Annotated in this window: 26 protein-coding genes; 18 read left to right on the top strand and 8 right to left on the bottom strand. The window is 64.4% G+C overall.

From position 1 onward, the window contains the following. The first annotated feature begins 120 nt into the window (after window positions 1-120). The 8 genes from apbC to H6979_00855 all read left to right on the top strand — a co-directional run bounded on the left by apbC (window position 121) and on the right by H6979_00855 (window position 3692). Complete coding sequence (apbC, locus tag H6979_00820; protein MCP5138389.1) at window positions 121-1014, top strand: iron-sulfur cluster carrier protein ApbC; 894 nt, start codon at window positions 121-123, stop codon at window positions 1012-1014. Continuing rightward, on the top strand, window positions 1011-1577 hold the full coding sequence (locus H6979_00825; protein ID MCP5138390.1) for a dCTP deaminase: 567 nt from the start codon (window positions 1011-1013) through the stop codon (window positions 1575-1577). The genes apbC and H6979_00825 overlap by 4 nt, the downstream gene beginning before the upstream one ends. A gap of 74 nt (window positions 1578-1651) precedes the next feature. Further along, complete coding sequence (locus H6979_00830) at window positions 1652-2044, top strand: VOC family protein (protein ID MCP5138391.1); 393 nt, start codon at window positions 1652-1654, stop codon at window positions 2042-2044. A gap of 57 nt (window positions 2045-2101) precedes the next feature. After that, entirely contained in the window at window positions 2102-2296 is a 195-nt protein-coding gene (locus tag H6979_00835) for a type II toxin-antitoxin system HicA family toxin (GenBank protein ID MCP5138392.1), read from the top strand. Continuing rightward, the gene (locus tag H6979_00840) at window positions 2293-2631 is read left to right on the top strand and encodes a toxin-antitoxin system HicB family antitoxin (protein MCP5138393.1); all 339 of its coding nucleotides are present in this window, start codon (window positions 2293-2295) and stop codon (window positions 2629-2631) included. Before H6979_00835 ends, H6979_00840 begins: the two co-directional genes overlap by 4 nt. Window positions 2632-2821: 190 nt before the next feature. Continuing rightward, the gene (locus H6979_00845; protein ID MCP5138394.1) at window positions 2822-3055 is read left to right on the top strand and encodes an addiction module protein; all 234 of its coding nucleotides are present in this window, start codon (window positions 2822-2824) and stop codon (window positions 3053-3055) included. After that, window positions 3048-3344, top strand: coding sequence for a type II toxin-antitoxin system RelE/ParE family toxin (locus H6979_00850; GenBank protein MCP5138395.1), 297 nt, complete (start codon window positions 3048-3050; stop codon window positions 3342-3344). The genes H6979_00845 and H6979_00850 overlap by 8 nt, the downstream gene beginning before the upstream one ends. Before the next feature lie 90 nt (window positions 3345-3434). Further along, window positions 3435-3692, top strand: coding sequence for a type II toxin-antitoxin system Phd/YefM family antitoxin (locus H6979_00855; protein ID MCP5138396.1), 258 nt, complete (start codon window positions 3435-3437; stop codon window positions 3690-3692). Window positions 3693-3746: 54 nt separating this feature from the next. Here H6979_00855 and H6979_00860 read toward each other — a convergent pair whose 3' ends face one another. Continuing rightward, window positions 3747-4412: a phosphoribosylglycinamide formyltransferase gene (locus H6979_00860; GenBank protein MCP5138397.1), complete on the bottom strand. Its 666-nt coding sequence runs from the start codon at window positions 4410-4412 to the stop codon at window positions 3747-3749. Beyond that, window positions 4409-5443, bottom strand: a complete 1035-nt coding sequence (locus H6979_00865; GenBank protein ID MCP5138398.1) for a phosphoribosylformylglycinamidine cyclo-ligase — start codon at window positions 5441-5443, stop codon at window positions 4409-4411. Before H6979_00865 ends, H6979_00860 begins: the two co-directional genes overlap by 4 nt. A gap of 39 nt (window positions 5444-5482) precedes the next feature. On the opposite strand from H6979_00865, the gene H6979_00870 reads away from it, so the two are divergent. The 3 genes from H6979_00870 to hda are packed head-to-tail and all read left to right on the top strand — an operon-like array spanning window position 5483 to window position 7782. Next, a complete protein-coding gene (locus tag H6979_00870; protein ID MCP5138399.1) occupies window positions 5483-6499 on the top strand; it encodes a DUF2066 domain-containing protein in 1017 nt (338 codons plus the stop codon). Between the two features lie 5 nt (window positions 6500-6504). Next, window positions 6505-7083: a CDP-alcohol phosphatidyltransferase family protein gene (locus H6979_00875; protein ID MCP5138400.1), complete on the top strand. Its 579-nt coding sequence runs from the start codon at window positions 6505-6507 to the stop codon at window positions 7081-7083. Window positions 7084-7092: 9 nt separating this feature from the next. Further along, window positions 7093-7782, top strand: a complete 690-nt coding sequence (gene hda, locus H6979_00880) for a DnaA regulatory inactivator Hda (GenBank protein MCP5138401.1) — start codon at window positions 7093-7095, stop codon at window positions 7780-7782. A gap of 3 nt (window positions 7783-7785) precedes the next feature. Here the strand turns inward: hda and wrbA are convergent, their stop codons facing one another. After that, a complete protein-coding gene (gene wrbA / locus H6979_00885; GenBank protein ID MCP5138402.1) occupies window positions 7786-8388 on the bottom strand; it encodes an NAD(P)H:quinone oxidoreductase in 603 nt (200 codons plus the stop codon). A 46-nt stretch (window positions 8389-8434) separates the two neighbouring features. Between wrbA and H6979_00890 the strand changes: the two genes are divergently transcribed. Continuing rightward, window positions 8435-8719: an acylphosphatase gene (locus tag H6979_00890; protein MCP5138403.1), complete on the top strand. Its 285-nt coding sequence runs from the start codon at window positions 8435-8437 to the stop codon at window positions 8717-8719. 6 nt (window positions 8720-8725) lie between these two features. Here the strand turns inward: H6979_00890 and H6979_00895 are convergent, their stop codons facing one another. After that, window positions 8726-9292, bottom strand: a complete 567-nt coding sequence (locus H6979_00895) for a transglycosylase SLT domain-containing protein (GenBank protein MCP5138404.1) — start codon at window positions 9290-9292, stop codon at window positions 8726-8728. A 10-nt stretch (window positions 9293-9302) separates the two neighbouring features. Continuing rightward, window positions 9303-11024: a proline--tRNA ligase gene (locus tag H6979_00900; protein ID MCP5138405.1), complete on the bottom strand. Its 1722-nt coding sequence runs from the start codon at window positions 11022-11024 to the stop codon at window positions 9303-9305. 144 nt (window positions 11025-11168) lie between these two features. Between H6979_00900 and H6979_00905 the strand changes: the two genes are divergently transcribed. Genes H6979_00905 through H6979_00925 form a run of 5 tightly spaced genes read left to right on the top strand, consistent with a single transcriptional unit; the run spans window position 11169 to window position 15209 of the window. Further along, window positions 11169-11741 carry a glutathione S-transferase family protein gene (locus H6979_00905; GenBank protein MCP5138406.1) on the top strand — a complete coding sequence of 191 codons (573 nt, stop codon included), beginning with the start codon at window positions 11169-11171 and terminating at the stop codon, window positions 11739-11741. Between the two features lie 57 nt (window positions 11742-11798). Then, on the top strand, window positions 11799-12599 hold the full coding sequence (gene pssA, locus H6979_00910; GenBank protein ID MCP5138407.1) for a CDP-diacylglycerol--serine O-phosphatidyltransferase: 801 nt from the start codon (window positions 11799-11801) through the stop codon (window positions 12597-12599). 2 nt (window positions 12600-12601) lie between these two features. Further along, entirely contained in the window at window positions 12602-13390 is a 789-nt protein-coding gene (locus H6979_00915) for a uracil-DNA glycosylase (GenBank protein ID MCP5138408.1), read from the top strand. 10 nt (window positions 13391-13400) lie between these two features. Next, a complete protein-coding gene (gene rimI / locus H6979_00920; GenBank protein MCP5138409.1) occupies window positions 13401-13877 on the top strand; it encodes a ribosomal protein S18-alanine N-acetyltransferase in 477 nt (158 codons plus the stop codon). Window positions 13878-13889: 12 nt separating this feature from the next. After that, window positions 13890-15209, top strand: a complete 1320-nt coding sequence (locus H6979_00925; protein ID MCP5138410.1) for an MFS transporter — start codon at window positions 13890-13892, stop codon at window positions 15207-15209. On the opposite strand, the gene H6979_00930 is transcribed toward H6979_00925, so the two are convergent. The 3 genes from H6979_00930 to H6979_00940 form a co-directional block, all read right to left on the bottom strand. Next, a complete protein-coding gene (locus H6979_00930) occupies window positions 15157-17196 on the bottom strand; it encodes a DUF3488 domain-containing transglutaminase family protein (protein ID MCP5138411.1) in 2040 nt (679 codons plus the stop codon). The two genes, H6979_00925 and H6979_00930, sit on opposite strands and share 53 nt — an antisense overlap. Beyond that, entirely contained in the window at window positions 17186-18130 is a 945-nt protein-coding gene (locus tag H6979_00935; GenBank protein ID MCP5138412.1) for a DUF58 domain-containing protein, read from the bottom strand. The genes H6979_00930 and H6979_00935 overlap by 11 nt, the downstream gene beginning before the upstream one ends. 64 nt (window positions 18131-18194) lie before the next feature. Beyond that, entirely contained in the window at window positions 18195-19157 is a 963-nt protein-coding gene (locus tag H6979_00940; GenBank protein ID MCP5138413.1) for an AAA family ATPase, read from the bottom strand. A gap of 165 nt (window positions 19158-19322) precedes the next feature. Between H6979_00940 and msrB the strand changes: the two genes are divergently transcribed. Next, window positions 19323-19748, top strand: coding sequence for a peptide-methionine (R)-S-oxide reductase MsrB (gene msrB, locus H6979_00945; protein ID MCP5138414.1), 426 nt, complete (start codon window positions 19323-19325; stop codon window positions 19746-19748). Window positions 19749-19763: the final 15 nt, after the last annotated feature.

The following is a 19763-nucleotide window of genomic DNA, read 5'->3' on the forward strand; positions in this document are numbered from 1 at the left end:
CTCCGCCCAACCCGCCAATTCCCTAACCCCGGGGCGCGTCAGGTCCCGCCGTCTGCCCGGATCAATCGGGTACACTCTCACGCCTTGAGGAGGGGGATTCTGTTAATCCCGTCACGAATTATGCCAGATGAAATAAGCGGGCAGGTCCGCAGCGAGAACCGGCCGGCAATCCATGCCGTTCAGGCCATGCTGACGCCCCTGCCGAATGTGCGCAACATCATCGCGATTGCCTCCGGCAAGGGCGGGGTGGGAAAGTCAACCACGGCGGTCAATCTCGCGCTTGCGCTGGCACGTGAAGGCGCCCGCGTCGGCATTCTCGATGCCGATATCTACGGACCCAGCCAGCCGCGCATGCTCGGTCTTTTGAACCGTACGCTGGAATCACACGACGGCAAGACCTTCGAGCCGCTGATGGCACACGGGCTGCAGGTCAGTTCCATCGGCTTCATGATCGACGAGGAAAAGCCGCTGGTCTGGCGCGGCCCGATGGTCACTCAGGCGCTGCAGCAGCTGGCTTTCCAGACACGCTGGAACGATCTGGACTATCTGCTGGTCGACCTGCCGCCCGGTACCGGCGATGCGCAGCTCACGCTGACGCAGAAAGTGCCGCTGGCGGGCGCAATCATCATCACCACGCCGCAGGACGTGGCACTGGCCGATGCCCGCAAGGGTCTGAAGATGTTCGAGGCGGTTGGCGTACCGGTACTTGGCGTCATCGAGAACATGAGCACATTCATCTGCCCCTGCTGCGACAAGGAAACCGAGATTTTCGGCAGTGGCGGCGGCGAAAAGCTGGCGCAGGAAAGCGGTGTGACCCTGCTCGGCAAGCTGCCGCTCGATGCCCGGATCCGCGCTGAAACGGATGGCGGCCGGCCCACCGTCGTGGCCGAACCGGACGGCGTACTCGCGAACCGTTATCGGGACATTGCCCGGCAGGCCGTCCATGCCCTGGCACAGCGGCCGAAGGACCAGCGCGGCAAGTTCGGCACCATCGTGGTCGAGGGACGCAAATGAGCATCAGACCAGATGCCTGGATCCGCCGCATGGCGGAACAGCACGGCATGATCGATCCCTTCGAGCCGGGACAGGTGCGCGAAGTGGACGGCAAGCGCGTGATTTCCTTCGGCACCTCGAGCTACGGCTACGACGTGCGCTGTGCGCGCCAGTTCAAGGTATTCACCAACATCAATTCCACGATCGTCGATCCCAAGGCCTTCGACAAGAACAGCTTCGTCGACATGGAAGGCGACGTCTGCATCATCCCGCCGAACTCCTTCGCGCTGGCCTCCACCGTCGAGTACTTCCGCATCCCGCGCACCGTGCTCACGGTGTGTCTGGGCAAATCGACCTATGCCCGTTGCGGCATCATCGTCAACGTCACGCCGCTGGAGCCCGAGTGGGAAGGGCACGTGACGCTGGAATTTTCCAACACCACGCCGCTGCCGGCACGCATCTATGCCAATGAAGGCGTTGCGCAGATGCTGTTCTTTGAGTCGGACGAGGCTTGTGAGACTTCGTATCGCGATCGGGGCGGGAAGTATCAGGGGCAGCGTGGGGTGACGTTGCCGCGGGCGTAGCGGTGAGAATGACCGCCGCTGGTTGCTCGCTGACCATCGGCACACTCGACACCGTAGCCTCAGGAGAGAACCGAATGTTCAGTCATGTGATGCTTGGGTCAAACGACATCGAAAGGTCCAGGCGCTTCTACGACGCGGTGCTCGGGGTGCTTGGCGCGGGCGAGCCCGTGCAGAGCATGAACGGCACCGGGCAGGTCCGTCTGTTCTATCGGCACGACGGTGGAACCTTCGGTGTCGGCGAACCGATCAACGGCGAGCCGGCCACTTTCGCGAACGGCGGGACCATCGGCTTCAAGTGCAGTTCGCCGGAGCAGGTGCGGCGCTTTCATGACACGGCGGTTGCCCACGGGGGCACGTCGATCGAGGATCCGCCGGGGCTCCGCGAGGGCAAGCAGGGTGCCATGCACCTGGCCTATGTGCGTGATCCGGACGGCAACAAGCTCTGTGCGCTGCACAGGCCGAAGTAGTTTCGCCGAGCCGTCAGCGGCATGGACGAAATGGTACCATAGTGGTACCATCAGACCGTGCCACCCAAGATCCGCGAACTCATGCGAACACTCACGCACGCCGGGTTTGAAGACTGTGGCGGCAAAGGCAGTCATCGAAACTTCAAGCATCCCAAAGGTATCCGGATCACCATCAGCGGCAACCCAGGTAGTGACGCAAAACCGTATCAAGAGAAGGCCGTGAAATCAGCTGTCGAGCAGGTGTCTGAATGAAAACGTCAGATCGTTATTTGAAGATCGTGGAATGGTCCGATGAGGATCGATGCTATGTGGGGCGGTGCCCGGAACTCATGCTCGGCGGAGTCCACGGAAAGAACGAGAAGCAGGTCTTTGCTGAGCTCTGCGAGGTAATCGACGAGTGGGTGGCGAAGGCGAAGTCCGACAACGAAGAGTTGCCGGAAGGCATGGCTGGCAAACAGTACTCCGGAAAATTCAATTTGCGGTTGAGCGCCCGACTGCATGAGCGACTGGCGCTGGCTGCCCTCAAGGAGGGCAAGAGCCTCAACAATTACGTTGCCGAGGTTCTGGAGAGGCGGCTTTCCCGCTAACCATGCACCTGGCCTATGTGCGTGATCCGGACGGCAACAAGCTCTGTGCGCTGCACAGGCCGAAGTAGTTTCGCCATCTGGCCGGGCGATGATCGCGCCGCGGTGACGCGCCGGCTAGGGGGGACGAATCCAGTCGTTTTATGGCCAATTGGCGATTGGCCAACGGGGCTTGGCAGAGTACTCTTCAACAATGGCCACAAGCCGAGATGACATATTTCGCGGCGCGCTTTCGTTAAGCGAGCAGGATCGTGCCGACTTGATCGCAGCGCTCATCGAAAGTCTCGATTCGGAGGTCGAAGAAGGCGTCGAGGAAGCTTGGCGCATGGAGATTGAGCGGCGCGCCAGGAATCTTGAGTCCGGCGCTGTCCAGAGCATTCCATGGGAGGTAGTGCGGGAGCGTCTCGGGCGCGCCGCAAGTGGCTGACTTTCCCGTCCGCTTCCATCCGAGTGCCGAGGAGGAAGCGAACAATGCGTGGTCGTGGTATGCCGAACACAGCGCCAGCGCTGCTGCGGCCTTTCTTGTTGAGCTTGATGCCGCCGTGTTCGCGATCTCGGAGGCTCCGTCACGCTGGCCACGGATCCATGGCCGGTATCGGCGGTTCCCGATGCGCAAGTTTCCCTTCAGCATCGTCTACGCAGTGCGTCGCGAATTCGTGGAAGTCATGGCTGTGGCCCATTATCGCCGCAAGCCAGGTTACTGGCGGGTTAGGTAGTATGCCATCGCACAAGTCGGCACCGTGAAGCCGTTATGAAGTGGGGGCGGTCCTTGCCAAATCAAAAGTGCCACTGGAGTATTACTCGCTATGCGCACCGAACTCGTCACCACCCTCAAGCGTCAAGCCACCGAACATCTTTCCGATATCGAACGGGACAGGGAACCGATTCTCATTACCCAGCACGGTCTGCCGAGTGCTTATCTCGTCGATGTGGAAAGCTACGAGTTCATGCAGCAGCGCATGGCTTTGCTTGAGGGCATTGCGCGAGGCGAAATGGTTGTTGCGGAGGGCCGGGTCGTGACCAACGCGCAAGCCAAGGCCCGTATGGTCCGATGGCTCAAGTAATCTGGACCGAGTCAGCGCTTAACGATCTGGACGCCATCGCCGACTATATTGCCGCTAACCCGACCTAACCTCATCGACGATCACCGGCTCCCTGAGCCGCTCGCCATCGAGCCAGGTACAGCCATCCTTCAGCGCCAGTCTTCCCGCGGCAAACCAGGCGATGGCGCGCGGGTAGATCAGGTACTCGCCCTGCTGCACACGGGCGCGCAGCGAGTCCTCGTTGTCGCCGGGTCTGATCTTGACGCGGTACTGCAGGATGCCGGGCCCGGCATCGAGTTCCGGAATCACGAAGTGCACGGTTGATCCGTGCACGCTGTCGCCGGCTTCCAGCGCGCGCCGGTAGGTGTGCAGGCCGGGATATTTGGGCAGCAGCGAGGGATGCACGTTGAGCATGCGTCCGGCCCAGGCACTGACCAGTTCGGCGCTGAGGATGCGCATGAATCCGGCCAGCACGATGAGTTCGGGCTTGAGTTCCGCCAGCACGCCACCGAGCTGCTGCTGGAAAGCCGTGCTGTTGCCGGCCTGCGCATGATCGACGGTCAGTGCGGGGATGCCGGCCTTTCTGGCCCGCTCCAGTGCAAGTACGCCTGGCCGGTCGCTGATCACGCCGGTCAGCGTGATGCCGAGGCTGCCGCTGGCGGCGTGATCGATGATGGCCTGGAGGTTGGTGCCGCTGCCGGACACCAGTACGACGGTTTGCAGCCGGGACGCTGAGGTCACGGGCGGATATCCACCCGCCCGGTGCCCGGGGTGATCTCGCCGATCCGGTAGACCGTTTCACCCGAGCGCTCGAGTATCTGCTGGACCTGGTCGGCTTCGTGGTGCGCGACGACCACCGTCATGCCGATGCCGCAGTTGAAGGTGCGCAGCAGGTCGTCCTCGGGGATGCCGCCATCCTGTTGCAGCCAACTGAAGAGCGCCGGGCGTGGCCAGCTGCTCTTGCGGATCACGGCATCGACGCCGGATGACAGGATCCGTTCCACATTGCCGGGCAGGCCGCCGCCGGTGATGTGCGCCAGACCGTGTACCTGCGTCTGTGCGAACAGTCCGAGCAGCGAGCGGACGTAGATGCGGGTCGGGGTCAGGAGGGCCGCACCCAAAGTGGTGCTTTCCCACGCGGAGTCGGCCTTGCGGTCACTCTGCTCGAGGACCCGCCGGATCAGCGAATAGCCGTTGGAGTGCGGCCCGGAGGAGGCGAGGCCGAGGATCACATCGCCAGCCGCGACCTGCGACCCATCGATCAGCTGATCCCGGTTGACGATGGCGACGCAGAAACCGGCCAGATCGAAGTCCTTGCCGGCATACATGCCGGGCAGTTCGGCCGTCTCGCCACCGAGCAGTGCGGCACCGGATTGCCGGCAGCCTTCGGCGATGCCGCTGATCACGGCTTCGGCAACCGGGACAGATAACTGCCCCGAGGCGTAGTAATCGAGGAAGAACAGCGGTTCGGCACCCTGGACGATGACGTCGTTGACGCACATGGCGACGAGGTCGATGCCGACCGTGTCGTAGCGATCGAGGTCGATGGCCAGTTTCAGTTTGGTGCCCACGCCGTCAGTGCCGGAAACCAGTACCGGACGCGGCCAGCGTGACAGGTCGATTTCAAACAGGCCGCCGAAGCCGCCGAGGCCGCCGAGTACCCCGGGCCGGTGGGTGGATTTCGCCAGCGGCTTGATGCGCTCGACGAGTTCATCGCCGGCATCGATATCGACACCGGCGTCTTTGTAGGTCAGGCTTCTCTTGTTCGTCATGGCGCGGAGCTCGGTCAAGGGGTGGCTATAATAGTGGAAATGACCCGCTCCCAGACCACGAGCTCATGCAAGTCCCTCGCCGGGTGTCTCCGTCTGCTGGCTGTTGTCGCCGGCCTTTTGCTGCAGGCTGATGGATTTGCAGCGACGGTCGCTGATCTCTACGCCGCGCAGGTTCCGGTTGAGGACACCAGCGGGGCAGCCCTTGACGATGCCTTTTCCCGTGCGCTTGCCGAGGTGACCGTGAAGCTGACCGGGAAGCGCAGTCCGCTCGCCGATCCGGCTGTGCGGGAGATGATCGGCAGCGCCACACCGCTGGTCAGTCAGTACCAGGTCGAAGGCGGCGGTCTGCTGCGCGTGCAGTTCGATCCGCTGGCGCTTCGCCGTCGACTGGATGCGGCCAATCTGCCCGTCTGGGCGGATGAGCGGCCAGAGACATTGATCATGCTGGTCGGCGAGGGCGCAGCGGAAAATGACGGGCAGCTCGTGCTCGACACGGCGGCCAGTCGCGGTTTGCCGGTCGCATTGTCGCTGTCGCCGGACGGGGCGCCCGGCTCCACCGCAGATCCGCTCGAGGTCGCACGGGCCGAGGCGGCCAGGGTCGGAGCCGACCTGATACTCATCGGGCGTCGTGCACCGGTTTCCGGTATCGCCGCCTGGCGCTGGACGTTGATCGACAGCGACGGACGGAGCGAGTGGCAGGGCGATGCCGCCGAGGGTGTGCACCACGTTGCCGACCAAGTCGCGGCCCGCTATGCCGTCGCGGCTGCAGACAGTCGCCGGCTGCGACTCGAAGTGCAGGGGGTCGGCAGTTTTGCCGGTTACGGGCGTCTGCAGGACTACCTGCGCAGCGTCGGCGTGATCGAGAGTCTGGCTATATCGAGCCTGCAGGGTGACACCATTCTGTACGATCTCATCGTGCGCGGTGGTGTGTCGCAGTTGCGCGATGCGCTGGCCCTGAAATCCGTGCTGGTACCGGTCGGGCCGCAGGCTGCGCCGGGCGACGGGATGTCCGTGAGTGCCGCGGATCTCGTCTACCGGATTGCAGACGCGCCCTGAGCGATATGTCTGATTCCACCGAGCGCAGGCAGTTCTTCCAGGCGGCCCATATTCCCAACCTGATCTGCGTGGTACGGATCATCCTCGTCTGGCCGATCGTCGTCGCGCTGCTCGATGGCCGCTATGCCCTGGCGCTCGGCCTGATCCTGGTGGCCGGCGCCTCGGATGGTCTGGACGGGTTTCTGGCCAAACGCTTCAACTGGCAGAGCCGGCTGGGCGGGTTGCTGGATCCGCTGGCCGACAAGTTGCTGCTGGTCTCGGTGTTCGTCGCCCTGTCGATGACCGGGCTGGTGCCCTTGTGGCTGACGGCGGTCGTCATCATCCGCGATCTGGTCATCGTCAGCGGTGGCGTCATGTATCAGTGGCTGGTCGAACCGGTGCAACCCGAGCCCTCGGTGGCGAGCAAGATCAATACCGGTATCCAGTTGCTGTATGTGCTGGCCGTGATCAGTCACCGCACTTCCGGCATGCCGCCGCCCGAATTCCTGACCATCTCCGGCGCCGCGGTCTTTGTGACCTCCACTGTCAGCGGACTCGACTACGTGGTGCGCTGGTCGGGTCGGGCGATCCGGTTGCGAGGCTGAGGCGGAGACATGCAGCAGTTGCCGCTCGACGTTCGCCTGGCTGATCACGCCGTGTTCGACAGCTTTCATGCCGCCGGCAACGAGCTGCTGGTGCACCAGTTGCGCACTGGTGCGACCACGCCGGGCCAGCCACCGCTCTGGTTGTGGGCACCGCCGGGACAGGGCAAGACGCACCTGTTGCAGGCGACGGTGGCGCTGGCCGCCGCGCAGGGGCGGCGGGCCGCTTATGTGCCGCTCGATGCATCCCCGGCCTTGCCGGCGGGTGTGCTGGACGGGATGGGCGCTCTCGATCTGGTCTGTCTCGATGATTTGCAGGCCGTGGCGGGACAGCGCGGGTGGGAGATCCCGCTGTTCCGCTTCTACGAAGCGTTGCGAAACACCGGTGGCAACCTCGTGCTGGCGGCCGACGGGCCGCCCGCTGAACTGGTGTTCGGTCTGCCCGATCTCGCTTCACGCCTGAAGTCCGGCGCGACTTTCCGCGTACACGCGCTCGATGACGAGGGACGCCTGTGCGCCCTGCAGATGCGTGCCCGGTTCAGGGGCTTCGAATTGCCGGACGAGACCGGTCGGTATTTGCTGGCGCGGGTCGGGCGAGGTGTTGCCGAGCTGTTTCAGTTGCTCGATCAACTCGACCGCGCAGCGCTGGCGGCGCAGAAGCAGCTGACGATTCCCTTTGTGCGGCAGGTGCTCGGCGGCTGAAGTTCAGCGCTCCCAGCCCTTGAGGCGCAATGCGGCTTCTGCGACACGCCGGCCCAGATGCTGCGCGATACGTGACTCGTCGGGCGTGGGCTCGACTTGGCTCGCATCCGGTGCGAAGTGACTTGCACCGTAGGGACCGCCGCCGCCACGCGTGGTCGTCAGCGCATTTTCCGAGTAGGGGATGCCGACCAGGACCATGCCGTGGTGCAGGAGCGGCAGCGCCATGCTCAGCAGCGTACTCTCCTGTCCGCCATGCAATGAGCTGCTGGAGGTGAACACGCCAGCGGGCTTGCCACGCAGCGTGCCGCCCAGCCACTCGCTGCCGGTGCCGTCGATGAAGTGCTTGAGGGCGGCCGCCATGTTGCCGAAACGGGTCGGGCTGCCGAGCACCAGTCCGTCGCAGCGTTGCAGATCGCTGTTGCTGACATAGGGTGCGCCTTGTGCCGGAACCGCGGGCATCGGGCTGCCGATTCCTGTCATGACGGGTGGGACCGTACGCAGACAGGCACTGGCTCCGGAGACGGCATTGATGCCCCTGGCGACCTGGCCGGCGAGTGCGGCCACGGAGCCGTTTCTTGAGTAGTAAAGGACGAGTATTTCGCTCATGCGGCGCAGATTACAGTGAATCGCGCCCGGCTGGTATTCTGCGCCGATGTCCTCGCTCGTCTGTCGTCGCTTCCTGGTTTCCGGCAAGGTGCAGGGCGTTTTTTTTCGCGCGAGTACCGCGCGTCAGGCCGAGCAGCTGCAATTGCGTGGCTGGGCCAAGAATCTTCCGGACGGCAGGGTTGAAGTGCTGGCGCTGGGCAGCCTCGCAGCAGTGGAGCAACTGGCCGACTGGTTGCAGCGGGGGCCGCCGCGCGCCCGGGTGAATGCGGTCGAGGTCAGCGAGGACGAGGCGGACGATCACCACACGCTGGCTGATTTTCGTACCGGCTGACCGCTGCTACTGCCGGTACCAGCGCGATTGCAGCCGGTCGAATACCAGCTGCGGATATTTCTGGCTGCCGAGGCTGCCGTTGTAGCGCGCCAGTGCCCGGTTCCAGTTGCCGCCTTCCATGTCGTAGTAGTAACGCAGGATCGTGCAGCCCATGCGGATGTTGTCCTGTATGTCGAGCAGCGCGTGGCCGGGCATGCCGAGCTCCGCCAGCCAGAAGCGCATGACCTGCATGAGGCCCTGGGCGTTGGCCCGCGATACGGCATAGCGCTGGAAGCCGCTCTCGACATCGATGACCGCCAGCACCATCTCCGGTGGCAGCTTCGCGCGCACCGCTTCGCGATGCACAGCCTGGAGGATTTCGATGCGCTCGTGCGGGTCGGGCACCTTGCGCGCCAGGCGACCGGCCATGTCGGTCAGCCAGACCTCGGCGTCATAGCGGTCTTCAAAGCTGACCGGTTCGGCCAGTGCGGCTTTCAGCCGCAGACGCAATGCGGGATCGCGCTCCTGGCTGGCGGCGGTTGCCACGCAGGCGGCGAGCAGGCCGAAAGCGAGCAGCAGGCCCGCCGGCAACATGCGGCCCGTACTAGCCGCGGGCAGCCGTAGCGCGCCTGTTGCGCAGAAATTCCACCACGTCTTCAAGTGCGGTCTGCTCCTCTGCACCGGTCGGCCGGTGCCGGTATTCAGCCTTGCCGTCCTTCACCCCGCGTTCGCCGACCACGATACGGTGGCTGATGCCGACCAGGTCAGCGTCCGCAAACTTTACGCCCGGCCGCGCATCGCGATCATCGAGCAGGACCTCAAAGCCGGCATCCTCCAGATCCTTGTACAGCTTCAGCGCTGCTGCCGTGACGGACTCCGACTTTTTCGGATTCAGTTCGATCAGCATCACATCGTACGGGCTCATGGGCTCCGGCCAGATGATGCCGTTGGCATCATGGTTCTGCTCGATCGCCGAACCGACGATCCGCGAGACGCCGATGCCATAGCAGCCCATGGTCATGACCCGTTCCTTGCCGTCCTGGTCAAGCACGGTCGCATGCATGCTCTGGCTGTACTTGTCGCCGAGCTGGAAGATGTGTCCGACCTCGACGCCGCGAGCAATCGACAGCGTGCCGCCACCGCCCGGGCTGAGGTCTCCCGCTTCGACGTTGCGCAGGTCGTGTGTTGCCGGTTCGGGCAGGTCGCGCTGCCAGTTGACGCCGGTCAGATGGGTGTCCGGTGCATTGGCACCGCAGGCGAAATCGGCCATCGCACCGGCGCCGTGATCCGCAAACAGCGGGATCGTGAGGCCGACCGGTCCCAGTGAGCCGACCGGTGCGCCGAGTTCGGCAAGCACGCGTTCCGGCGCCGCCATGCGCAAGGGGCGCGCGACGCCGGCCAGCCGTTCTGCCTTGAGCGGATTGAGTTCATGATCGCCGCGCAGGCACAGCGCGATCAGACCGCCTTCCGTGCCTTCCACGATCAGGGTCTTGAGGCATTGCCGTGTGCCGATCTTCAGGAACGCGGCAACTTCGTCGATGCTGCGCACGCCGGGCGTCGGTACGCGGTTCAGCGTCGCGCCGGCAGCCGGCCTGGGCGAGCGTGGCGGCAGTGCCGGTGCCAGCTCCACATTGGCCGCAAAGTTGTCGCCTTCGCACCAGGCGATCCGGTCTTCACCCGAGTCAGCGAGTACGTGAAATTCCTGCGACTTCGAGCCGCCGATCTCGCCGCCATGGGCATCGACCTTGCGGAAGCGCAGGCCGAGACGCGTGAAGATCCGCATATAGGCTTCGGCCATGCGCTCGTAGGTGGCGTCCAGCGAAGCCTGGTCCAGGTGGAAGGAGTAGGCATCCTTCATCACGAACTCGCGGGCGCGCATCACGCCGAAACGCGGCCGGATCTCGTCGCGGAACTTGGTGTTGATCTGGTAGTAATTCACCGGCAGCTGTTTGTAACTGCGCAATTCACGTCGTGCGATCTCGGTGACGACTTCCTCCGCGGTGGGTGCGAAACAATAGTCGCGTTCGTGCCGGTCGCGGATGCGCAGCAGGAGGTCGCCGTAAACATCCCAGCGTCCGGTTTCCTTCCAGAGTTCGGCGGGCTGCACCACCGGCATCAGGATCTCCAGGGCGCCGGCCCGGTCCATCTCCTCGCGGATGATCCGTTCGACCTTGCGCAGCACGCGCAGGCCGAGCGGCATCCAGGTGAAGAGTCCCGATGACAGGCGGCGAATGAGGCCCGCGCGCAACATCAGCTGATGGCTGACGATCTCGGCATCTGCCGGAACTTCCTTCAAGGTGGTCAGTGGCAGTTGCGTCAGTCGCATGCGTGTCGGTCCTTCGGGTGCGGACACGCATTCTAGCCCGACCGCTCCGGGTTGGCGCTGCCGGTGGACGATCCGTTTGTCTGTCCGGGGTGTAATTGCCGTCCTGACGGCTGATAATCAGCACAGGAAACGGGGGAGAGGATCATGCGCCTTTATACATTCACGATTACGCCGAACAACCGCAAGGTCGAGGCATTCGTCCGGCACTTCGATCTGGACGTCGATATCCATCCCGTGAGTTTCAAGGACAAGGAGACGCAGAGTGCGGCGTTCCTGGCGATCAACCCCATGGGCAAGGTGCCCGCACTGACGGATGGAGATTTCAAGCTCTGGGAGTCAAATGCGATCCTGACCTACCTCGCAACGAAATTTCCGGAGACCGATGCACTGCCAACCGATGCGCGCGGCCGTGCCGATGTGGACCGCTGGCTCCACTGGCAGAGTTGCCATCTGATTCCGGCGATCGGTGCACTGAAAACGGGTACCGAAACGGATATTGCGACGGTGACGCCGCTGCTGAGGATTCTCGAGCAGCAGCTGACCGGCAGGGAATACATGCTGGGCAAGCTGAGCGTTGTCGACTTCGCCATTTCCGCCTATCTGATGACGAAACTCGGTCGGCAGCTCGACTATTCAGCCTGTCCGAACGTTGCGGCCTGGGTTGGGCGGATGGGCAGCCTCAAGGGCTTTGTCGCGACCCAGGTGAAGATGCCATGACTGTACAACCGGCTGTGCGCGCATGGCACACTGCAGGCTGATCGTCGGGAAATAGCGATGCACGATTCTGATGATACTGGCAGCCGCCCGCGCCGCCGCGGGGTCTATCTGCTGCCGAACCTGTTTACGACCGGCACGCTGTTTGCGGGTTTTTACGGCATCGTTGCCTCGATCGACGGCAATTTCCAGCCGGCGGCGATTGCGGTGTTCATTGCCGGATTGCTCGACGGCATGGACGGCCGGCTGGCCCGCCTCACCAATACCGAATCCGAATTCGGCAAGCAGTACGACAGCCTGGCCGACATGGTGGCCTTCGGCATGGCGCCGGCGATCATCGTTTACCAGTGGGGGCTGAAAGCGCTGGTCGAATATGGCTGGGCCTGGGGCAAGCTCGGCTGGCTGGCCGCTTTCTTGTACGCGGTTGCGGCGGCGCTCCGCCTCGCACGCTTCAACGTGACCTCAAAGACGGCTGACCGGCGTTTTTTCGAGGGACTGCCGAGTCCGTCGGCTGCCGGGCTCATCGCCAGCATGGTCTGGGTTGCGGCTGATCTCGACGTCGATGGCTTGCCGACGCTGGCTGTTGTTACCGCGCTCACCGTGCTGGCCGGGGCACTGATGGTTTCGCGTTTTGCATACTGGAGTTTCAAGGGCCTGAGTCCGCGTGGACGCATCTCTTTTGCATATGTGCTGTTCATTCCGCTGATCTTTGTGCTCATCGCACTGGACCCGCCGCGTGTCTGCTTTTTCCTGGCCAGTACCTATGCCTTGTCGGGCATCGTGGTGGCGATATGGCGACGCTGGCGGCGGCAGTCCGGTCGCGTGCGTCGCAACGAGCAGTCACCGCCAGCGGATGAGTGAGGCTGGTGACCGGGAGCAGTAAAGCGCGCAACCCCCGGCCTGGACCGCGTCAGCAGCGGGTCCTTGAAACCATCGGTGTGCAGATCTGGGTGCCGCGTCGGGCAGCGGAAGCAGACCTGTCCGCACCAGCACCCGTACTTGCACCCGCACCTGTGTCACTGCCGACCCCTGAGCCGGGCAGCGAGCAAAGTCCCGCCCAGGTGCGTGCGCCGGCAGCCGAGGCGGATGCGGCCTCGTGCGCCTGGGTTGCACTCGAAGCCGAGGTTGCCAGCTGTACCCGCTGTGCCCTGCACCAGACGCGGACCCGGACCGTCTTCGGAACCGGTTCGCACCAGGCGCGCTGGCTGGTGATCGGCGAGGCGCCCGGTGCCGATGAAGACCGGCAGGGTGAGCCTTTCGTGGGCCGGGCAGGGCAGCTGCTGACGGAGATGCTGCGGGCGGTCGGGCTTTCCCGCGAGCAGGTGTTCATCGCCAATATCCTGAAATGTCGGCCGCCGGAAAACCGGGACCCAAAGCCTGAAGAAGCAAAGAGTTGTGAGAACTATCTCCTGCGACAGATTGATCTGATCAAGCCTGGCCTGATACTCGCTGTTGGCCGCATTGCCGCGCAGAATCTGCTCCAGGTGGATACGCCGATCGGCAAATTGCGGGGGCAGATTCATGAGTATGGTCCGGCGAGGATTCCGGTCGTCGTGACCTACCATCCGGCCTATCTGTTGCGCAGCCCCGGGCAGAAGGCGCGTTCCTGGGACGATCTGTGTCTGGCCCGCCGTATCGTCGCGCCGGTCTGAGGCTGCCTCGATGAGCGCCGAACCCCGATATCTTCCGCCGCTCATTCGCGAGATGCGCCAGACCGATCTGGCGACAGTCGCCGGTATCGAGCGCGGTGCCTATGAGTTCCCCTGGAGTCCCGGCATCTTTCGCGACTGTCTGCTGGCTGGCTATACGAGTCTGGTTCTGGAGCAGGGTGCCGCGGTGATCGGCTACGGAATCATGTCGGTCGCCGCCGGAGAAGCACATCTGCTCAATCTCGCGCTCGCGCCATCAGCACGTGGTCAGGGACACGGCCGGCGGCTGCTGGAACACCTGCTGGATCTTGCCCGTGGAGCGGGTGTCGAGGGCGTGTACCTCGAGGTGCGGCCAAGCAATCGTGATGCGCTTGCCCTTTATCATGGTGCCGGCTTCGAGGTGATCGGAAGGCGGCGGGCTTACTATCGCGCGGTCGGCGGCGCCGAGGACGCGGTGGTACTGGTGCGGCGTCTGCGGCGGCAGCGCTGAGCGCTGCGCGGCATGCAGCCTCCCGGGTCCAATCAACACGGGTCGGGTTTGCCCGGCTCGAAGCGGCTCTGGCGCAATCGACCGATACTCGCCTGGGCATTTTATGACTGGGCCAATTCGGCATTCTCGCTCCTGGTGGTCACGGCATTCGTGCCGCTCATGCTCGGCGGCTTCTGGAACGATGGCGCGGCCTCGCCGCTGACAACCTTTCGTCTGGGCGTGGGTAACGGCATCGCGAGTGCCGTCGTCGTCCTGCTCGCGCCGCTGCTTGGCGCGATGACCGACCGGGCAGGCCGCAGAAAACCCTGGCTGGCCGCATTCACCGCGCTGGGCGTGCTGGCGACCGTCGGACTGGCAGCGGTCGGACCAGGTGGCTGGCCGCTGGCGATGGTCTGTTTTGTGCTGGGCTCGATCGGCTTTTTTGCCGCCAACAGCCTGTACGACGCGCTGCTCATCGATGTTTCCCCGCCAGCTTCATACGACCGTGTGTCGGCGCTGGGCTATGCGCTGGGTTATCTGGGCAGCGCACTCCTGTTCGTGCTGAGCATCGCCATGCTTGTGCAGCCGGAACGCTTTGGTTTTGCCAGCGCGGTGGCAAGCATCCGGTTTTCGTTTCTGCTGGTTGCGCTCTGGTGGGCGGTGTTCACGCTGCCCTTGCTGTTCTGGGTCAGAGAGAGATCCACCGAACGCGCGCCCGCATCCGGTGGCCTGCGTGCCGGCTTCCGCCAGTTGTACCGCACCGTGCAGGCGGTGCGCGGTCAGCCGGAGCTGCTGCGCTTCCTCATCGCCTACTGGCTCTACATCGACGGGGTCTACACCATCATCAAGATGGCGGTGGACTACGGCCTGTCACAGGGGCTTTCATCCACGGATGTCACCGGCGCGATCATGCTCACCAACTTAATCGGTTTTCCGGCTGCGATCGGTTTCGGGATGCTGGGCGACCGACTCGGTGCCCGCCGTGGCATCTATCTCGCCCTGGCGATCTATATCGTGGCGACAACCGCTGCGGTGTTCCTGAGAACAGCCACGGATTTCTATGTGCTGGCGATCACCATCGGTCTGGTACAGGGCGGTGTGCAGTCGCTGAGTCGTTCGCTCTATGCGCGACTCATTCCCGCTGAAAGTCGCGGCGAGTATTTCGGTTTCTACAACATGATGGGAAAGTTTTCATCGATAGTCGGGCCGGTGCTTGCGGGTACGGCCGCGTTGCTGTCGGGCAGCCAGCGCATCGGCATTCTTTCGATACTGTTGCTGTTTGCGGCCGGACTCTGGTTGCTCAGCCGCGTGCGCCTGCCGGCGGAAGCCGAAACTGCCGGACCAGGCGCCTGAAGCGCAGCACCTCGGCGCGCTCCGGTATGCCCTCATAGCGGAGGCGCAGGTAGAGTGCGGTCAGGCTGCGGAGCGGGGCGGCTAGTTCCGGCCGCGCGGCGATGAGCACTGCTGCATATTCGGTGGGCGCCTCACCGGGCTTTCGCTGGCGAGCCAGCCGGGCCAGCCGGTTGCACAGGTACTGCCAGCTCTCTTCGAGCGGATCCGGTTTGGCACCCCGATTGCGCAGCGTCAGCCAGGTAAAGAGCAGCAGGATGATGCTGACGGTAGCTGCGCAGACCATTGCCAGATCCCGCAGTGTGGGCGAGGCAAAGCCGAGTCTGCCCAGCAGCGCACTCTGCTGGTCGGGGCCGAAAGCGAGTACCCAGCGGTCCCACTGCGCGTTGAGCGCATCCCAGCCGAAGGCCACGCGCCCCAGCCACGGACTGCTCCCGAGAAGCGGCAGTTCGGTGGTGACCGATCCGGGCAGCGCCGCGGCCATTCCGGCATCGACCCGTTGTGGTGCGACTGCAGCGGTCGGATCGTAGCGTTGCCAGTAACCGTCGATCCAGACCTCGGTCCAGGCATGAGCATCGGATTGGCGCACGATCCAGTAGTCAGCCAGCGGGTTTGGCTCACCGCCCTGATAACCGGTCACCACACGTGCCGGGATACCCGCCGCGCGCGCCAGCAGGGCAAATGCCGATGCGTAGTGTTCGCAGAAACCACTGCGCGTGCGGAACAGGAAGTCGTCTACCGGCTGGTCGCCGAGCGGCGGCGGCTCGAGGGTGTAGTAATAGGCCTGCTGCCTGAACATGCCGAGCACGCTGCGCAGGTAGGCGCGGTCGGATCCGGCTGCGGCGCGCATCTCGGCGGCGAGTGCCGTGCTGCGCGGATTGCGCCCTGCGCTGACTTCGCGTGTGGCCTGTTCCGGTTCCCGTGCATCGCGAAAGCGCGGCGTCGCCACCGAGCGTCCGCGCCATGCGCTGCGCGTGGCGACCGGTCGGGCGCTCAGCAGTTCGCGGGCTGGACTCAGGGAGGCATCGGCGATATCCCAGCTGAGTGGTGATTCGAGCGGCAACAGCCAGCGCTGGTGATGCGGCTCCAGCATGATTTCATAGCTGTAGATGGCTGCGCCTGCCGCGCTGGGCGGGAGCGGCCGGCCCGACTTCTGTCGACGCGCCGAGTCGGGCAGCGCGCGCCAGCGACGTCCGTCGAAGCTCTCGAGTACCGGTCCGCGCCAGTAGAGTTGCGAGCGATCCGGCGGTGTCCCGTCAAAGCGCACGCGAAATGCGGCTTCGGATGAGCGCGCAAGCGAAGTGATGTCGCCCGGGCTCATCTGGCTCGACAGACCGGTGCGGCCGTTCTGCGCACCGGAGGGCAGTGCCCACAAGGGTCCGGGCAGACGCGGAAAGAGCAGGAACAGGGCGAGAGCCAGCGGTACGGCGTGCATCAGCAGCCGTGCAGTCAGCAGCAGCGCGGTCAATGGTGTCATTACCTGCCTGTTGCGCGCCGCCTGGAGCAGGGCGACGGTGCCGGTCACCACGCCTGCTGCCAGCAGCGGCACGCTGCCGAGTGACTGTTCGCGCAGAAAAGCCGCAAACAGCACGAACCATGCGATCAGCACTACCAGGCTGCGATCGCGCGCGCTGTGCGTCTCGAGCAGTTTGAGCGCAAGCATGATCAGGAGCAGTGCGGAGCCGGCCTCGAGTCCGGAAATCTGCCGATAGACGACGCCGACTGCGAGCGCGCTGCCAAGCGTAAGCGTGCCGCGCAGCATGGTGCCGGGCATCGGCCAGCGCTTGAGCGCTGCTCCGATGCGCCAGATGGCTGCGACCAGGACGATGGCGGAGATCCAGAACGGCAGAGTGCGAAGGTGCGGTGCGCTGACCACGGCGATCAGCAGCAGCAGCCAGAGCAGCTGCGCAACAGAAGCCTCATCGGGTGCGGGAATCCCTTGCGCACGCCATCCACGCAGGACCTGGCGGCCATGTCGCTCAGCCGTCATGCGCAGCCCCGGGGCTGAAGACCGCCAGCGTGGTCAGGCAACGGTGAAAGTGCTCGCGACCATTGTCTGGCGGCAGCACGACGCCCGGCAGCCGCAGGCCGTACGAACGCCCGTCGGCGTCGGCATCGAGGATCATGCGGGTCAGCAGCGAGAGCCTGGCCTCGGTGTCGGTGGTACTCAGTGCATCCCAGTCGAACCAGCTTGAACCGGCGCCGCTGCGAAAATCCTTGGCCAGCAGCTGTCCGCTGCGCGCGAGCGCTTTCCAGGCGATACGCGCAGGCGACTCGCCCGGAACGGGAATGCGCAGGCCAACGAACTCGTCACTGCCGCGCAGGGTATCGCCTGCGTGTTCAAGGTCGGCTTCCTGTGCGGGCAGCGCTGCGGCGAGTTCCGCGGCAGGCTGTGGATAGACCATGAGTTCCCGGACGGGATACAGCCAGGCCCAGGCCTCGAACAGTCCGAAGGGATAACGCGTGCTGATGCGGATTTCCGGACAGGGCTGTGTGCCACGTCGTGTGGTGGGCAGGCACAGGCGCAGCTTCGCACTGCCACCTGCGGCGAGGTCGGCCGGTGGCGTCAGCGCGCGGGCGGGCCCCGCGCTGATCTGCCAGCGCGGACTGCGGCCCGGATTCGTGATGCGCACGCTGCACTCGATCATCTCGCCGGCGAATACCGGCGCACAGCCGTCGACCGTGAGCCGCAGGCCGGTGAGGTTTCTCTGGCAATGATGGATGCTCACCACGGTGACGGCCGTGAGCAGGAAGGCCAGCGCAAAACCCATGTTGTTGCTGTAGTTCAGTGCGCCGAGCAACATGGTGAACAGGACGACGCCGAAGCCGAGTCCGATGCGGGTCGGGAGTATGTAGATTCGGCGCTGATGAAGTTCGATGCTGTCACCGTCGGCGCCCTGGCGGCGGCGGAACCAGCGCTGCATCAGCGCTGCCAGTGTCGGGCGGGAAAGTAACGTGTCCACAGCGCTGTGCGACAGGTGCCCGGACTCAGGGAATCGGTACTGACTCCAGCACCAGTCTGGCTGGATCGCGAACAGCGGCCGGGCTGCCCGGGCGGGCCTGCAAACGGTGACCGGCGACTGCAGGGAATACCGCCTTGACGTCTTCCGGGTGCACGCCGGGATGACCATGCAGCAGCGCGAGGCAGCGTGCGGCCATGACCAGGTCCTGGGCGCCGCGTGGTGACAGGCCCAGTTCGAACAGCGTCGACTGACGCGTATAGCGCACCAGGGCCTGCACGTAGTCGAGCAGTGCATCGGAGATGAACAGCTCACGTGCTGCCGCCTGCAGCGTCCCGAGCCCGGCGCTGTCGACGACCGGCTGCAGATCCGTCAGCAGCAGGCGCCGGTCCTCACCGCGCAGCAGTTTGCGTTCCAGCACTTCGGCCGGATAGCCGAGTCCGAGCCGCATGAGAAAGCGGTCCAGCTGTGATTCGGGCAGCGGATAGGTGCCGGCCTGGTGCAGCGGGTTCTGTGTCGCGATGACAAAGAACGGAACCGGCAGCGGATGCGTTTCCCCGTCCAGCGTGACCTGGTTTTCCTCCATCGCTTCGAGCAATGCACTCTGGGCCTTTGGCGTACTGCGGTTGATTTCGTCAGCCAGCACGATGTGGGCGAATACCGGGCCGGGATGAAAGCGGAAGCGTGCGTTGTCCTGCTCGTATACCGACATGCCGATGATATCGGCGGGCAGCATGTCGCTGGTGAACTGGATGCGGCGGAACGATAGCCCGAGCACTGCAGCAAGTGCGCGCGCCAGCAGCGTCTTGCCGACGCCGGGCACGTCTTCGATCAGCAGATGACCGCCGGCCAGCAGGCAGGTGAAGGCAAGCTCGATCTCGGCCTGCTTGCCGAGGATGATCTGGCCGACCTCGCGGTTGACCTGCTCGCCGAGCTGTTTTGCCTGCTGCAGCTGGTCCGTATTCGCCAGTGCTGTGACATTCCGTGCCATGGCCGGGTTCCGCTCGGGTCGGTTTCATCGGGAAGATAGCATGTCATCCTGCCCGAATCGGCGGCGGGCAGGCGCGAACTGCGGCACAGATCCGCCCGCGTACCGTCACATTTGTGCTCATGCCATACTCAGCTGCCGGGCATTGCCTGATTGCCGGAGAATGCCATGACAGGTTTTACGCCAGGCGGCCGCTCCGAGGACGAGTGGCGACAGCTGCTGGATGGCGATCGTTGCAGGGTGCTGTTCCAGGAGGGAACAGAGCCACCCTTCAGCAGCGTGCTGAACGAGGAGAAGCGCGCGGGGACATACATCTGTGCGGCATGTCACTTGCCGCTTTTCGCCAGCGAGGGCAAGTTCGACAGCGGTACCGGCTGGCCGAGTTTCTTCCAGCCGATTGATCCGGCCAATGTCGCCACCCGGCGCGATTTCCGGCTGCTGCTGCCGCGTACCGAGTATCACTGCGCACGCTGTGGCGGTCACCAGGGCCATGTTTTCGGTGACGGACCGCCACCGACCGGGCAGCGCTACTGCAACAATGGACTGGCGCTGGTCTTCGTACCCGAAGGAGAGCCGCTGCCGGATCTGCGCTGAAGGCCGGCTCGTCGC

The sequence above is a fragment of the Chromatiales bacterium genome (genome assembly GCA_024234935.1).
Lineage (GTDB): Bacteria > Pseudomonadota > Gammaproteobacteria > Steroidobacterales.

Coding starts and splice junctions, on each gene's coding strand:
- H6979_00900 (MCP5138405.1), bottom strand. CDS start 11,024: ATGCGACTGACGCAACTGCCACTGACCACCTTGAAGGAAGTTCCGGCA.
- H6979_00935 (MCP5138412.1), bottom strand. CDS start 18,130: ATGCAGCGCTGGTTCCGCCGCCGCCAGGGCGCCGACGGTGACAGCATC.
- H6979_00925 (MCP5138410.1), top strand. CDS start 13,890: ATGCAGCCTCCCGGGTCCAATCAACACGGGTCGGGTTTGCCCGGCTCG.
- H6979_00830 (MCP5138391.1), top strand. CDS start 1,652: ATGTTCAGTCATGTGATGCTTGGGTCAAACGACATCGAAAGGTCCAGG.
- H6979_00870 (MCP5138399.1), top strand. CDS start 5,483: ATGACCCGCTCCCAGACCACGAGCTCATGCAAGTCCCTCGCCGGGTGT.
- H6979_00825 (MCP5138390.1), top strand. CDS start 1,011: ATGAGCATCAGACCAGATGCCTGGATCCGCCGCATGGCGGAACAGCAC.
- rimI (MCP5138409.1), top strand. CDS start 13,401: ATGAGCGCCGAACCCCGATATCTTCCGCCGCTCATTCGCGAGATGCGC.
- pssA (MCP5138407.1), top strand. CDS start 11,799: ATGCACGATTCTGATGATACTGGCAGCCGCCCGCGCCGCCGCGGGGTC.
- H6979_00930 (MCP5138411.1), bottom strand. CDS start 17,196: ATGACGGCTGAGCGACATGGCCGCCAGGTCCTGCGTGGATGGCGTGCG.
- apbC (MCP5138389.1), top strand. CDS start 121: ATGCCAGATGAAATAAGCGGGCAGGTCCGCAGCGAGAACCGGCCGGCA.
- H6979_00890 (MCP5138403.1), top strand. CDS start 8,435: ATGTCCTCGCTCGTCTGTCGTCGCTTCCTGGTTTCCGGCAAGGTGCAG.
- H6979_00840 (MCP5138393.1), top strand. CDS start 2,293: ATGAAAACGTCAGATCGTTATTTGAAGATCGTGGAATGGTCCGATGAG.
- H6979_00895 (MCP5138404.1), bottom strand. CDS start 9,292: ATGTTGCCGGCGGGCCTGCTGCTCGCTTTCGGCCTGCTCGCCGCCTGC.
- H6979_00905 (MCP5138406.1), top strand. CDS start 11,169: ATGCGCCTTTATACATTCACGATTACGCCGAACAACCGCAAGGTCGAG.
- msrB (MCP5138414.1), top strand. CDS start 19,323: ATGACAGGTTTTACGCCAGGCGGCCGCTCCGAGGACGAGTGGCGACAG.
- H6979_00845 (MCP5138394.1), top strand. CDS start 2,822: ATGGCCACAAGCCGAGATGACATATTTCGCGGCGCGCTTTCGTTAAGC.
- wrbA (MCP5138402.1), bottom strand. CDS start 8,388: ATGAGCGAAATACTCGTCCTTTACTACTCAAGAAACGGCTCCGTGGCC.
- H6979_00875 (MCP5138400.1), top strand. CDS start 6,505: ATGTCTGATTCCACCGAGCGCAGGCAGTTCTTCCAGGCGGCCCATATT.
- H6979_00855 (MCP5138396.1), top strand. CDS start 3,435: ATGCGCACCGAACTCGTCACCACCCTCAAGCGTCAAGCCACCGAACAT.
- H6979_00865 (MCP5138398.1), bottom strand. CDS start 5,443: ATGACGAACAAGAGAAGCCTGACCTACAAAGACGCCGGTGTCGATATC.
- hda (MCP5138401.1), top strand. CDS start 7,093: ATGCAGCAGTTGCCGCTCGACGTTCGCCTGGCTGATCACGCCGTGTTC.
- H6979_00940 (MCP5138413.1), bottom strand. CDS start 19,157: ATGGCACGGAATGTCACAGCACTGGCGAATACGGACCAGCTGCAGCAG.